Origin of the sequence: Oceanobacter mangrovi (assembly GCF_019740315.1) — a bacterium.
GTDB lineage: Bacteria > Pseudomonadota > Gammaproteobacteria > Pseudomonadales > Oceanobacteraceae > Oceanobacter > Oceanobacter mangrovi.
The window spans coordinates 192,866-207,063 of the sequence record NZ_JAHXZR010000006.1; the positions used below are offsets into that span (position 1 = coordinate 192,866).

The 14,198-nt window shown below is 55.5% G+C and carries 13 protein-coding genes; 5 read left to right on the forward strand and 8 right to left on the reverse strand.

What is annotated here, in order from left to right; translation table 11 throughout:
* Positions 1-6: 6 nt before the first annotated feature.
* From K6123_RS14200 to K6123_RS14235, 8 genes are all read right to left on the reverse strand, one after another.
* A complete protein-coding gene (locus K6123_RS14200) occupies positions 7-1,203 on the reverse strand; it encodes a DUF1513 domain-containing protein (protein WP_221798837.1) in 1,197 nt (398 codons plus the stop codon).
* A 200-nt stretch (positions 1,204-1,403) separates the two neighbouring features.
* Positions 1,404-2,102 carry a cysteine hydrolase family protein gene (locus K6123_RS14205; RefSeq protein ID WP_221798839.1) on the reverse strand — a complete coding sequence of 233 codons (699 nt, stop codon included), beginning with the start codon at positions 2,100-2,102 and terminating at the stop codon, positions 1,404-1,406.
* Positions 2,103-2,104: 2 nt separating this feature from the next.
* Positions 2,105-3,187 (reverse strand): putative urea ABC transporter substrate-binding protein, encoded by a 1,083-nt coding sequence (locus K6123_RS14210; RefSeq protein WP_221798841.1) that lies wholly within the window; start codon positions 3,185-3,187, stop codon positions 2,105-2,107.
* Between the two features lie 91 nt (positions 3,188-3,278).
* A complete protein-coding gene (locus tag K6123_RS14215) occupies positions 3,279-4,196 on the reverse strand; it encodes a LysR family transcriptional regulator (protein WP_221798842.1) in 918 nt (305 codons plus the stop codon).
* 38 nt (positions 4,197-4,234) lie between these two features.
* Positions 4,235-5,812 carry a SulP family inorganic anion transporter gene (locus tag K6123_RS14220; protein WP_221798844.1) on the reverse strand — a complete coding sequence of 526 codons (1,578 nt, stop codon included), beginning with the start codon at positions 5,810-5,812 and terminating at the stop codon, positions 4,235-4,237.
* A 400-nt stretch (positions 5,813-6,212) separates the two neighbouring features.
* On the reverse strand, positions 6,213-7,493 hold the full coding sequence (locus K6123_RS14225; protein ID WP_221798846.1) for an Nramp family divalent metal transporter: 1,281 nt from the start codon (positions 7,491-7,493) through the stop codon (positions 6,213-6,215).
* Between the two features lie 454 nt (positions 7,494-7,947).
* Complete coding sequence (locus K6123_RS14230) at positions 7,948-8,439, reverse strand: chemotaxis protein CheX (protein WP_221798848.1); 492 nt, start codon at positions 8,437-8,439, stop codon at positions 7,948-7,950.
* Positions 8,440-8,693: 254 nt separating this feature from the next.
* Positions 8,694-9,257, reverse strand: coding sequence for a hypoxanthine-guanine phosphoribosyltransferase (locus tag K6123_RS14235; protein ID WP_221798850.1), 564 nt, complete (start codon positions 9,255-9,257; stop codon positions 8,694-8,696).
* Positions 9,258-9,584: 327 nt separating this feature from the next.
* Between K6123_RS14235 and K6123_RS14240 the strand changes: the two genes are divergently transcribed.
* From K6123_RS14240 to K6123_RS14260, 5 genes are all read left to right on the forward strand, one after another.
* A complete protein-coding gene (locus K6123_RS14240; protein WP_221798852.1) occupies positions 9,585-10,184 on the forward strand; it encodes a Slp family lipoprotein in 600 nt (199 codons plus the stop codon).
* Positions 10,185-10,307: 123 nt separating this feature from the next.
* Positions 10,308-11,441 (forward strand): succinyl-diaminopimelate desuccinylase, encoded by a 1,134-nt coding sequence (gene dapE / locus K6123_RS14245; RefSeq protein WP_221798855.1) that lies wholly within the window; start codon positions 10,308-10,310, stop codon positions 11,439-11,441.
* Positions 11,438-12,334 (forward strand): putative RNA methyltransferase, encoded by an 897-nt coding sequence (locus tag K6123_RS14250; RefSeq protein ID WP_221798857.1) that lies wholly within the window; start codon positions 11,438-11,440, stop codon positions 12,332-12,334. Before dapE ends, K6123_RS14250 begins: the two co-directional genes overlap by 4 nt.
* Positions 12,335-12,443: 109 nt before the next feature.
* Positions 12,444-12,884: a DNA polymerase III subunit chi gene (locus K6123_RS14255; RefSeq protein WP_221798859.1), complete on the forward strand. Its 441-nt coding sequence runs from the start codon at positions 12,444-12,446 to the stop codon at positions 12,882-12,884.
* The gene (locus tag K6123_RS14260; protein ID WP_221798861.1) at positions 12,881-14,134 is read left to right on the forward strand and encodes a hypothetical protein; all 1,254 of its coding nucleotides are present in this window, start codon (positions 12,881-12,883) and stop codon (positions 14,132-14,134) included. The genes K6123_RS14255 and K6123_RS14260 overlap by 4 nt, the downstream gene beginning before the upstream one ends.
* Positions 14,135-14,198: the final 64 nt, after the last annotated feature.

The following is a 14,198-nucleotide window of genomic DNA, read 5'->3' on the forward strand; positions in this document are numbered from 1 at the left end:
CAGGAATTAAACCGGCAAATGCGGTAGCGGAAAACCCAACTCCCGATGAGGAGCCGACCAGTTAAACAGATGAGATCCTGAAATCCAGGTTCCCGGAACAACTGCGCCGCGCTGCCATTCACCCGCCGTCTGGCCCAACAAGCGGTCGCGAGCGGCAACCTGGGTGGGAATCTTCAGAAACGCCGGATTACGACCAAAGCTAACGATAAACACAGCCTGGTCAGCACTGAGTGTCACACCTCTTGGCGTCTCCAGCGGATAAGCATTAAGTAATCTGCGCTGATGCAAATCCCACAGGGTGATCATATTGCCGTCGGGATGGGTTACCAGCGTCACACCGGTGGGCTGATGCGTCACCAGACTCAGCGCTTCACCGAACATACGACCAACTACATCAAGCGGCTGCTGCACCGACTGCATGGCTTCACCATCCGGCATCAGGCTAACGCCACCAAGACCTCCCTGCTCAAGACCGATGCGCGGCGCCGATAACACTACCAGGCTACCATCTTCCTCAATTTCAAGATGGCCTGTATTCAGCTTGTCATTGGTCAGCTCGATACGTTCAAGCAAGCGACGGGTTTTAACGTCTACAAAGGTGACGGATGGCTGCTCACCTCCCAGTCCACCACCGGCATTGGTGATCGCCAACACTGCACCGCCCTGAATCAGTTTGCATTCGTGCGGTTCCTTGCCATAACTGGGAAATTCACCCAGATACTCCAGAGTGGCCGCATCTCTGACGGCAATTACGCCATCCCGTTGATCAAGCCAGGTTTCAGTGTTGTAAATGACGGAATTATCGGCCGCATAAACGCCATGTCCGTAGAAATGACGCTCAGGGACCGTGGCTATCTGACGGCTGATCGCCATCGCGTTGAGGTCAACCTCACAGGCGTGAGGCCCTTTCTTTTCGAACACCACCAGACGGTCAGGCATTTGTGGGTGCCAGTCGATACCGTGGGGCAAAAAACTCATGGCCAACTGCTGACTTTTCTGTGTAGCCAGGTCAACAACCGACAGCACATAACGCAGCTGACCCGTGTTTGCATCGAGGTATTTGCCACCACCCAGAATCCGGTCGCTGGCGTTCACACTACATCCGTTGAGTGCCAACCCGGGCAGGCCCATCGCTGCTGCCGCACCGGCCAGTTGTTTACAAAATTGGCGACGGTTTGCCCGTATGTCGAGGTTCGGCATCATAAATAGCATCCTTGCGGGGCCTGCGGGCAAAGTAGCCTGCAGGGGTGTGTTGCAATTGGCCAGATTCTGACATCCGCTGTTGCCAGTCAGAACTGATAATTCTATCCATGAAACCCTATCAGGCCCTTCGGCTAATCGCTAGTTTCTTCAAACAAGCTGCGGCAAACCCGGCGCCATCGTCGCTGCGTCCAGCGCGGCCACTAGCAGCCTTGTCCGGCAAGATCCTGAAGCAGTGCAGCAACATCCGTATAGGCACCAAAAATTCCGCCTTCGCGTTCCATGCTGGCAAATACGGAATCATGTAGCGACTGGCTGGCGGCACCACAGGCATCCCGAATCACCAGACAGTCGTAGCCACGGTCGTTGGCGTCGCGCAGGGTCGATGACACACAGACGTCCGTAGTAACTCCCTGAATGATCAGTTGTTTGATACCTCTGGCCTGCAGCATATGCCCCAGATCGGTGGCGTAGAAGGCGCTGTTACCCGGCTTGTCGAGCACCAGCTCCCCTGCCATCGGCTGAAACTCGTCGATCATGTCGCAGCCATATTCACCGCGAACCAACAGCCGTCCCATTGGCCCCGGCATACCGGGGGCCGCGCCCAACCGCTCGCCTTTGAGGCGCTTGTTGGGATTGAGATCGGCCAGATCCGGACGATGGCTTTCACGGGTCATAATCACCGTCATGCCGAGCTTGCGCGCCAGCTCCAGCATTTGTTTACCGGGTTCGATTGCCTGTCGAACGGACGTCAGGTCTTCCCCCAGCGACTGGAAATAGCCACCATCGGCGAGAAAATCCCGCTGCATATCGATCACGATCAAGGCAGTTTGAGACGCTTGCCAGCGGCCTGCCAACGGCCATGGATACGGCACCGATTGCGGAATGGCATCAAGCACCATGATTATTTCTCCTGCAGCACCGGGAAGCGTAATTGTATGTTGTCGGCATTACCCAGTACCGAGCCATCACCCATTTCGATACCAACAAAACCAGCGTCTGGCGCACCGTCGCCCAACAGGCCATGCTCAAAAGCAAACTCCGACATAAATTTCATGGTGCTGGCGAACTGTGGGCTTTGCACCGCTGCCGCAGCGGATGCCGGGCTGTAGAAATCGATGGTGCTGAGCTGTTGCTCTACAGACGCCACGCTGGTTTGCAGCGCGGCAGCAGAATATTCCATCAGATCCTTATGTTTGGGATTGTTGGCATCCAGCATATCCACCACTTCGTACCAGGCACCGGCAATGGCCTTGCCCAGTTCCGGGTGCGCTTGCAAGGTATTGGTATGTACCGCCATGACATCGACGATTTCCCCGGGAAGCTGTGCGGAATCAAACAGCACGTGGGTATTCGGATATTGCTCCAGAATGGTCGACAGCTGGGGCTTCCAGGTCACCACCACACTGGTGTCCGGCGAACCAAACACAGAGCCAATATCAGCATCCGAAGTGTTGACGACAGACACATCTTTTTCAGACATACCCGCCCCAGACAACGCCCTCGCCATCAGGTAATGAGAGCCCGTCAGCTCCACCAGATTGACAGACTTGCCCTTCAGGTCAGCCATGGTTTTGATATCGTCCCGAACAATGATGCCGTCGCTACCAGCGGAATTGCTCATCAGCATCAGCGCGGTGGTATCGACCCCGGAGGCGGCCGGAATCGTCAGCGCATCCAGTGAAATGGCAATCACGGCATCAAATTCACCGGCAGCAAACTGGGTTTGGGCTTCGATGTAGTCATTCAGTTGTACCGCTGTGATATCGATGCCGTAACGCTCACCCCACTTGTCGAGGATGCCCTTGTCTTCGGCATAACCGAGTGGCACAGAACCCGCGTAGATGGTCCAGGCGATACGGTATTGGTCTTTGGCCAGCGCCGCTGGTGAGGCCATTGCCAGAGCAGCCGTCATGGCAGCTGTCATCGCAGAACCCACAGCGGTGCGTGCCAGCAGACGGCTGACAGGATTAATCGGAAACTTCATGATGGATACTCCTGATCAAAGATGCTGTCAGGATGCAAAGACAAAGGAGGATGAAAAATGACTGCGTGTGCAGGTTTACGTGCAGGAGCTGTCAGGTGACTCGGCCAGCCCCTAACAGCTGTAACAGTTCCCGGACGATAGCGCGCTCACCGGCAGCCGGAGTCCATGCGGCTTGCAGCCGGGACTTGTGTTCCAGTTGATCCGCCAGCACCGCGACAAAACGACCCTGCTGCAAATACGGTTCGGCAAAATGCTGCGGGACAAAGCCGACATATCGGCCAGACAGAATCAGGATCACCAGTGCTTCAAGGTTCGACGAGAAGATCTGTTCGCCGCGATGCTGAGCCGCCAGTGACGACAAGTCACTGCTATTGAGGAACTTGCGGGTGACAAAGTCATGTTCCAGCAAGGATTCCCGCACAGCAGTTTCATCCGCCCCCGCCGCCAATAACTGCCCGACCACAGAGTGCGGCGCACAGAACAGCTTATCGACTTCTTCATAGAGCGGCGCATAGTTGAGCCATGCCTGTGGCGTTTCAAAAATGCCCAGCGCGACATCGACACGCTTTTCCGCCAGCTGCCGTTCTGCTTCCGCCGGGGTATGAACCTGCAGCGAAATATCGATGTCGGCACCATAACGCCGCACCAGGGTTTGCAGTGCAAGCGGTAGCGGACAATTGGGATCGCTGACGAGATTGTCGATCATGCTGATCGCCAGACTGCCACCAGCGGGCGTACCCAGTTCCGAAACATGCTGGCGGAAGCTGCGCAGCGCGCCAAACAACTGCACCGCCTGACGGTATACCTGATCGCCATCAGCGGTGAGTTCGAAGCCCTGACGACCGCGTTCACACAGCCGTAATCCCAGTTGTTCTTCCAGCCGGGCAATCGCCCGGCTGATGGTAGATGCGTCTTTATTCAGCGCCGCCTGAGCATTGGCAATGCCGTTCATCTCGACCACTGCCATGTAGATGCGCAACAGCTTGAGATTGATATCAACCAGATTCATATCACGCTCCGATCAATCAGCTTGCCGAATCAGTCGCATCAGGCCAGTTCGTCGACCGCCACCTTGTAGTTAGGGTCTTCGATGACGTTGACGTCACACTGGTTACCGGCCTTTTTCAACAGCTTGCGACATTCTTCACTGAGGTGCAGCAGGTGCAACTCCTTGCCCGCTTCGCTGTAGCGTTCGGCCAGGGTGTCGATGGCTTCCAGCGCAGAATGGTCCATCACCCGACTGTCGGCGAAGTCGATCAACACCCGTTGCGGGTCGTTGTCGATATCAAACAGATCACGGAAAGAGGTCACTGAACCAAAAAACAGTGGGCCGTAAACCTTGTAGAGCTTGGCACCATCAGGCTGCAGCTGGCTCAGTGCATTAATACGCTTGGCGGCCTGCCAGGCGAATACCAGCGCCGATACGATCACGCCGATAATCACGGCAATTGCCAGATCCGTCAGCACCGTCACCACGGTAACCAGCACCAGCACAAACATATCGTGCTTGGGTACTTTGCCGATCATGCGGAAGGAAGCCCATTCGAAGGTGCCAATCACCACCATAAACATCACGCCAACCAGGGCTGCGATGGGAATCTGCTCAATCAATGGAGAGGCAAACAGAATGAAGCTCAGCAGGAACAGCGCTGCAGCGATACCAGACAGACGCCCACGACCACCAGAGCTGACGTTAATCATCGACTGGCCGATCATGGCGCAGCCGCCCATACCACCGATAAAGCCGGTGATAATATTGGCAGTTCCCTGCGCCACACATTCCTTGTTGCCACGGCCACGGGAATTGGTCATTTCATCAATGACGGTCACCGTCAGTAGTGACTCAATCAGGCCGATAGCCGCAAAAATCGCCGAATACGGCAGGATGAACATCAGGGTGTCTAGCGTGAACGGCACATTCGGCACCGCGATTGGCGGCAAGCCACCAGCAATGGATGCCAGGTCACCCACGGTTTTGGTATCCAGATCCAGCCCAAAGGTCAGCATCGAAGCCACCAGAATACCGGCCAGTGCCGAAGGTACCGCTTTGGTCAGCTTCGGCAGATTGATGGTGATAAACATGGTCAGCGCAATCAGCCCCAACATAATGCCCAGTTCAGCACCGCTGAACCATTCACCATGCAGCCAGCCCCACTTACCTTCCGGCGTGCTGACCTGCAACTGTGGCAACTGGGCCAGGAAGATCACAATCGCCAGACCATTCACAAAACCCAGCATCACAGGGTAAGGCACCAACCGGATAAATTTACCCAGCCGCAAGGCTCCGGCGCTGATCTGGATAATCCCCATCAGGATCACCGCTGCAAACAGATATTGCACACCCATGCCGTCGCCAAAGTCGCGTTCGGCTTCCGCCACCAGCGACACCATCACGACCGCCAGGGCACCGGCAGCACCGGAAATCATGCCTGGTCGACCGCCGATACAAGCCGTCACCAGACCGACCATAAAGGCCGCATACAAACCCACCAGCGGGTGCACACCTGCAACAAACGCAAATGCTACCGCTTCTGGCACCAGCGCCAGCGCTACCGTCAAACCTGAAAGAACATCGTTCTTGATGTTCGGAGAGAAAGTTTGAGCAAACTCCCTGAAGAACTGCATTGAGGACCCACCCGCTTGAAAGAGGAGATTGAGAATTCGGAAAGGCGCGCACTATACCAGTACATCCCGACAAATTCAGGGCACAGCCGCAGATGGGCAGGATCAGCAAGGAAAACAGGCGGGAATGCACAGAGTGTCAGGCGTCATCCCGGACGCTTCCGGCCAGAGCAGGATTTTCCGTCATTCTGAACGGTTCGGATCGCGCAGGCTCAGGATCCATAGCGCATGGCAAGATTCATCGCCGCAGTCCCCTAATGCCGTTTACTTGAACCATCCAGTCTGGACAGCAGCGCAGACGGGCCGCCTGCATAAATGCCTTGCTGTGGGCGGGACGCCGGCACTCCCGGGTAAACATTCACTGAGTTGAACAGCGGATGGCTGTCAAAGCCATCCGGCATTATCACATCAGCCACTTCCACCAGATAAACAGCGCCACAAAACCGGCCAGGTAGATCAGGCCCGCGATCGACAACAGATTCAGCGCGCCGGTCATTTGCAGCTCTTGCGGTAAACGCGAACGGCGAATCAGTACATAGTTGAGCAAGGCCACCAGCGGTGCTGCAACAAAACCAACGGTCATGGCGAAGTTCAGCATCGGCATCAGGGCAGACGTCCACAGCAACACAATGCCCAGTGAAACGGCGGCGATCCCCATAATCCAGTAACCCAGCGTGCGGTCGTTTTCAGCAGGCTTGCCAGTCAGCATCAGGCTTTGGGCTTCCGCAAGCACCCGACCATAGCCATCCAGTACGGTCAGCATGCTGCCAAAAATACAGAAGAAGGCGATGGTGGCGATCATCAGACGAGACCAGTCACCAATGGTATCGGTGTACAGACTCACCAGCTGACGGGTGAAGCCAACCCCTCCGGTCGCCAGCTGGGTACCGGTGCCATAAAGCAACATGGCGCCCAGAGCCAGAAAAACGATGGCCAAAACAGCCGTCACAATATAACCAACGTTGAAATCCAGCAGCGCCGACTGCGGTGTAATGTTGTCGTTTTCACTCATCTGCTGTTTCAGCCACAGCGAGGTAATCGCGGAAATATCAATGGTCGTTGGCATCCAGCCCATGGTCACCACCAGAAAACCCAGGGCACTCAGTTGCCAGGCCGACGGCAGTTCTTCTGCGGGCACCACCACACTGCTGCCACCGGTTTTGGCAAAGGCAATCACTACCGCCAAAACGGTCGATACACTCAGCACCACCATGATGATTTTCGACACCGCATCCAGTGCCTTGTAATGACCCTTGAACAGAATCAGCAAACAAACGGCAATCACAATGGTCGCCAGCCAGCCAATCGCCAGACCACCCGGCACGAAATAGTCAAGCAAATGGGCGCTGAACAACAACAGCGCAGCTGAATTAACAATGGCACCAACCAGACACAACAGGGTAAACAGATACAGATAGGGTTTGCCCATACGAGCATAACCCTGCAACAGGCTCTCGCCGGTGCCTGCGGTGTACTGCACAGCAGCACGGAAGAATGGATACTTGAACAGGTTAACCAGCAAAATCAGAATCGCCAGCTGCCAGCCGTATTTGGCTCCGGCCTGGGTTGAAGCCACCAGATGGGAGCCACCAACACAGCATGCGGCGGTTACGATACCTGGCCCGAATGAGGCCAGAGTGCGGGATAATCGATTGGCGTCTGGCTGCGACGCGACTGTATCCATGAGGGTTCCTTGACTAAGCGTTCAGTTAACAAAATGGGCCAATATGCTACGCCTGTTCAAGGGTCTGGAAAAGCGGTGTCCGGGGCTTTAAAAAGTTTGAATATTCCAGTTTTTGGAAACCTCTGTTCCAATGTGGCCGGATCATTGAATATGCACTGTTTTGAGTCATGAGCAATGTCGATCTGACTGGCAATTGACGTAATTTCTGACCCCGCCGGGTCGTGCAACCCAGACACACAGCAAGGCTTTTGTCATAGCTGCATGGATACCAGGGCAAGCCTGGTATAACGGTGGATTAAAACACTCCGCAATCCCGAACTTTTCCGAATCCGCAAAACGCCCCGTCCTCCTGAGCTTGCCTCAGGAACCATAGTGCATGTCAACATTCAACCCCGCATGAATACCAGAAGGCTGCCACAACGACGGTTGAAGCCATGACAAGCCTGGCTTTGTCCTATTGATAATAACTCTGCGCCTGTCGCAGGCTATGATCGAACACCACTTCAATAAAAAACGGCCCGGCCTTGGTCTGGAACGGAATCACCATCACAGGCCCGGCCACCTCGTGGGCGATCATGTCTTCGCCGCTGAGCAGCTGTGGTTGTGCCATATGAAAATCAAAGCCCTTTTCCCACAACAGTTTGCGGGCACCACCCGACAGCATGTTAGTAAGCTCACCTGTAAGATCACGGCAGCTATCGTCGTATTCGACGATTTCCTCACCCAGCATGCTGGAACTGATACAAAGAATGGCGGCTTCAGAAAAGCTGATGGCTAGCGAGCCCTTGACGGTGTCGCCTGACATCGGAATCAGGCCAGTGACCACTCCGAGCGGAGCATCGTCCTGCTTGAGCCAGGGTTTGGAATACTCACAGCTCATGGATGCCATGGTGGCGAGAATGTGATTGATGGTTTCAACAAACGGATTTATGTATTCGACGTTCATCACCCGTACTGCCTCTATAGCCCTCTGACCGACCCATCACCAGAATCGAGATCAGACCATTAAGCGGATTCGACGTACGCAACTCCTGTTGGCTGTCCTACTAATTCTAGCGGCAACGGCCAAAAGAAAAGGCCGGGCTTCCTTACTGGAAACCCGGCCTTCCATGATCAACTGCCTTACCTGACCGGCTGATCAGTTTTAGCGAGCAGATTTCAGCTTTTACCGGCTCACGAACGAATAACGACTTTGTAAAATCAAAGACCCTTCACCGCGTAAATGCCTTTCAGGTTACGCCAGTAACCACGGTAATCCATGCCAAAACCGAACACGTAACGGTCTTCGAGGTCGAGACCGCTGAAATCCACGTCGAGCTTGTCGGTCTTGCGATCGTGAACCTTGTTACACAGCACGGCAGTCAGAACTTCCTTGGCACCCTGTTGCTTACAGGATTCAACCACTTCTGCCAGAGTGTGGCCTTCGTCAAAGATATCGTCGAGGATCAGCACATGGCGATCCTGCATCGGAATGGATGGCGGCGCCTGCCACTGCAATTCCGTGCTGCCAGTGGTCTCGCCACGGTAGCGAGTGGCGTGCATGTAACCGACTTCAAGAGCGAACTCAAGCTTCGGCAGCAGATAGCCAGCCATCATCAAACCACCATTCATCACTGTGTATACCACTGGCATGGTACCGTCCAGCCGGGCAGTAATTTCGGCGGCCAGCTTATCAATGGCGGCGTCTACTTGCTCAGGGGAAATCAGCAGGTCTGCTTCCTGCAGAATGGTATCCAGTTCTTGTTGGGTCAGTTCTTGACTCATTGAAGGTCTCTCGGCCAATGGTTAACTCAGATTGAAACGCGCGAGGATACCACAGCCTGCGGTGATCCCGCCCATTTCGAGTGCAATTCCCGGCTTGCTGGCAACTTTCATCAAGAATCTATCAATTAACCGCACAATAACAGGAACCGGCAAGCATCAGGCTTGCCAAAACAACCGTTATGGATTCACGCTGCCTAAAGCCTGAATGTCACTATAGCCAGCACAGCCCGGCACACCAGCGATGGCGAAACCCATGGCCTGATAGGTCACTTGTCAGCCCCATAGCCGATGCCAAACCTGAGCTGGCGGAACCAAAGGAGAACTCAATTGAACAAGTTTATTAGCGCCCTGGCGGCCAGTGGCGGCCTGCTGCTGGCAGGCTGTGCCAGCTATCCATCGTCGATTGAAGTCGCCAACCCGAAAACCCTGCCAACCATGCAGCAACTGATGAATAACCCGCAACAATACCAGGGCCAGACCGTGGTGCTGGGCGGCGAACTGGTCTCGACTACCAACGAGAACAACGCCACCGAATTGGAAATCCTGCAAATTCCACTATGGAACTCCGGTAAACCACGGGCTGAAAAAGACAACTCCAGCGGCCGTTTCCGCGCCCGGCTGAATTATTTTGTCGACCCGCAAATCTATCAGCCTGGCCGTCTTGTCAGTATTCGTGGCGTCTTCACCGGTATTGAAGAAGGCAGTATTGGCGAGCACCAGTATCGCTTCCCGATGATTCAGGCCGACGGCATTGAATTATGGCCACAAGAACAGCCACAGACGGAAGTTTATCTGCAAGCTGGCTGGGGCGTTTGGGGGCCATCGCCTTACTTGCTGACACCACATCGCAGCTACTATTACCCGGCACCGGCACCAACCACCAAATCGGCACCACCAAAACCGGCCAAACGGACGCCGCCACAATAAACTATCGTTAACCTCAAACATGGGCCGGGGCACTTCCTGCCAGCGCTTGCTGGTACGAGTCGCTGTCGGCCTGTGATACCATCCGCGGCCCTGCTGATACCCTATCCACCTCCAGGAGTCGACATGTCCCTCTCTCCCACCCTGCAACTGGCCTGTGACCTGATTTCACGCCACTCCGTAACCCCAGAAGACGCCGATTGTCAGGCCCTGATGATGGAGCGACTGGCAGCCGTGGGATTCAACAACGAACCGCTGCGGTTTGAAGAGGTCGACAACTTCTGGTCGCGTCGTGGCACCGAAGGCCCGGTCGTTTGTTTCGCCGGTCACACTGATGTTGTACCAACCGGCCCTGAAAGCAGCTGGCAGTATCCGCCATTCGAGCCACAAATCGTTGATGGCATGCTTTACGGCCGCGGCGCAGCAGACATGAAAGGCTCGCTGGCAGCCATGATCGTGGCGATCGAAAACTTCGTCCGCAAATTCCCGGATCACAAGGGCTCAATCGCCCTGCTGATCACCAGCGATGAAGAAGGCCCGGCCAAAAACGGTACCGTCAAGGTGGTTGAAACCCTTGAGGCCCGTAACGAAAAAATCGACATGTGCATTGTTGGCGAACCGTCGTCCACCAGCGCCACTGGCGACACCATCAAGAATGGCCGTCGTGGCTCACTCGGTGCCGAGCTGATCGTCAAGGGCATTCAGGGTCACGTCGCCTACCCGCATCTGGCGAAAAACCCGGTGCATCTGGCAGCCCCGGCACTGGCAGAACTGGCCAATGAAAAGTGGGACGACGGCAACGAATTCTTCCCTGCCACCAGCTTCCAGATTTCCAACCTGCACGCGGGCACCGGTGCGACCAACGTGATTCCGGGCAGCATGAAAGTGGTGTTCAACTTCCGTTTCTCGACCGAACTGACCGCCGAGATTCTGAAGCAACGCACTGAAGCCATCCTCGACAAACACGGCCTCGACTACGACCTCGAATGGAGCCTCAGCGGCGAGCCATTCCTGACGGATCGCGGCCCATTGGTCGACGCCTGCGTTGACGCCATCAAGGCGGTTGCCGGTATCGATACCAAACTGTCTACCGCTGGCGGCACATCGGACGGCCGCTTCATCGCGCCGACCGGCGCCCAGGTGGTTGAACTTGGCCCGTTGAACGCCACCATTCACAAGGTCGATGAATGCGTAAACGCCGCTGACCTCGACATCCTGACCGATATGTACGAAGGCATTCTGGAGCGTCTGCTCGCATGACCAGCCAGCCAGCCAACCTGATCAATGTGCTCGCCTGCCCGGTTTGCGGCGAGCCACTACCGGAACAGCCTGGTGACACCGACAAACGCGGTGCCGCCCGCCGTCGTTGCTGCAGCAACAACCACAGCTTCGACCGCGCCCGCCAGGGCTATTTCAATCTGCTGATGGTGAACCAGAAAAAGTCGAGAAATCCCGGTGACAACGCCGATATGGTGCTGGCCCGCCGACGCTTTCTCGACGGTGGCTTCTACCAGCCAATTGCCGACGCCATCAATCAGGCAATCGGCGCTGATCTGGCCGCCCGCCCGGCAACAGAGAAATCCTTCCAGATCGCCGACAACGGCTGCGGAGAAGGTTATTACACCAGCGTGCTGCATCAGCATTTACTGGCCAACCAGCTGCAACACCAACTGTACGGCATCGATATATCACGCGACGCGGTCAAAACCGCTTGTCAGCGCACCCGCGATATTGAGTGGTTGGTCGGCAGTGGCGGCAAGCTGCCATTTATGAGCCGTTCACTGGACATGATCTTCAGCGTCTTCACACCAGTGATGGCCGAAAAATGGTCGACGCTGCTGAAGCCCGGCGCCAGCGTCTGGCTGATTTTGCCCGCTGCCGAGCACCTGCTGGAATTGCGCGAACACATCTACGACGAAGTGCAAACGGATGAATATTCGCCGGTCGCCGAGATGGCCGCCGCCAGTTTTGAATTCGACCAGCAGCAGCGCATGCAAGCCAGGGTTGACGTTCCTGCCAGCGCCATTCCCGACCTGCTTACCATGACGCCACATGGCTGGCGAATCCGCGAAGACAAACGCCAACAAGTCACGTCTCTGGAAGGTCTGAATGTGACACTGGCGGTCAATTTGTATCGCTTTTTTGCGGCATAAACTGACCAGCGCAATAAAAATTGCCTTAATAAACACAGGTTATTTGAATGCTCTCTGCAACCACGCTAGCATCTCTCGGCAACGTCACCGCCATTAAAAGTTACGCCGCATGACCGACGTCTGGTTTTATGTGCTCGCCGCCACTACCGTCCCGGAACAGCTCAAATTTGTTTGTCGGTTGACGGAAAAAATCCAGGCGCAGGGCAAGCACACCTACATACATGTCGACGATGCGGCAATAGCCAGCGAGCTGGACGAAATGCTGTGGAATTTCCGGCCCAATGCCTTTGTTCCGCATCAGCTGGTTGCCGAGACACCAGCCAGTGAGCAATGTCCGGTGCACATCGGCTGGCAAGATGTACCGGTTAATCACCACGACGTGATGATTAATCTGAGCCAACAGTTGCCAGGCTTTTTTGCCCGCTTCGAACGTTTGGTAGAAGTGGTGATTCAGGAAGATAATGTGCTGGATTGTACGCGCAACCATTATCGTTTTTTGCGTGATCGTGGCTATGACATTAGCCATCAGGATATGAGACTTCGGACATGAGCACAGAGAAAAATCCACGCAATTTGCTGGATGAACTGGAAACGCTGCAAAAGGTTCTCGACGATGCTGCTGGTGAGCAGATCGACTTTGACCGCGTGCTGACCCAGCTCAACACCGTTGATGAAATTCCTGTGCTCAGCGACCTGTTCAGCCGCGACGAACCACCGGCCCTCAAACCAGTTAAAAACGTTGGCCGCAATCATCTTTCTGCCGTTAAAACGCCCCAGCCAGACCCTGCCAGCCGGCCAGTAATCAGCCGCGACGTGCTCGAATTTATTCGTAACGAAATGCAGCGCAAGGGCAACGAAGACAACGCCATAGAAACCCTCAGCGCCCTGCTTGGTAAAGCCCATTTGCAGGACGCCAGCAAAATGTCCGCGAACGACTTCGCTGGCAGCCAACGGCCAGAAAAACCTGAGCCACTGGTGTTTGACGACTCCCATGTATTTGAGCCAATGCAGCTCGACGACCTGCTGGATGGTATCGGTAACAGCCAACGCGGCAAGGATCATCACTTGCCAGACGACCTGGCTGAAGCCATGTTCGCTGCCATTGATGGCGACGATGATAGCAGTGACCAGACTGACGACGACCTGATCACTCTGCTGGATGAAGCCCTGCCAGAAGACGAAATCCCGCTGATCGACACCACTATCGATAGCACAAGCGATGACGCTATCGACGCCGACGAAGCGCCTGATATCGCCAACGAAAATGAAACCGCAGCTGAGCCAGCGACTGAAAACAATCACACGGCATCGCAGCAACCCGGGCAGCAACCAGCAACAGTGAAAGAACCAGCCCCCCAGCAGACCAATGCCCGGGCCGACGCCGTTCAAACAGCAGCAAGACCGGATTCATTTTACGCCGCCATCGACAGCAAAGCCTATCAACCAGCGACACCGGCCCAAGCCACCAGCCATGCTGTTGACCTCGGTAGTGGTATGATTCCGACACCACCCGTCAGCCGCCCGAGCAACAATCCGTTCTTGCCACAGTCAGTACTGGACCGCCTGACCAGCGAGCGCCTGGCTGCCCAGCACAGTGCAGAAGAAGCCCACCGCACCATGCAACGTGTGATGGAACAAAAGCAGCAGAAAGACGCTGCCGCACTGGCACAATTGGACACACTGGAAAAAGAAAAACTGGTTGAAGATCTGATCAACGAACTGACCCCCACCATCCAGGCACGCTTGCGCGAACGCCTGCGCTCCATGGTCGGCCTCAAGCATCCAGCACCGAAGCGCTGACGCCCCTGCTGTTGGATTACAGTCATCCCGGACGAGCCTGCGAGATCCGGGATCCATGCGGCTT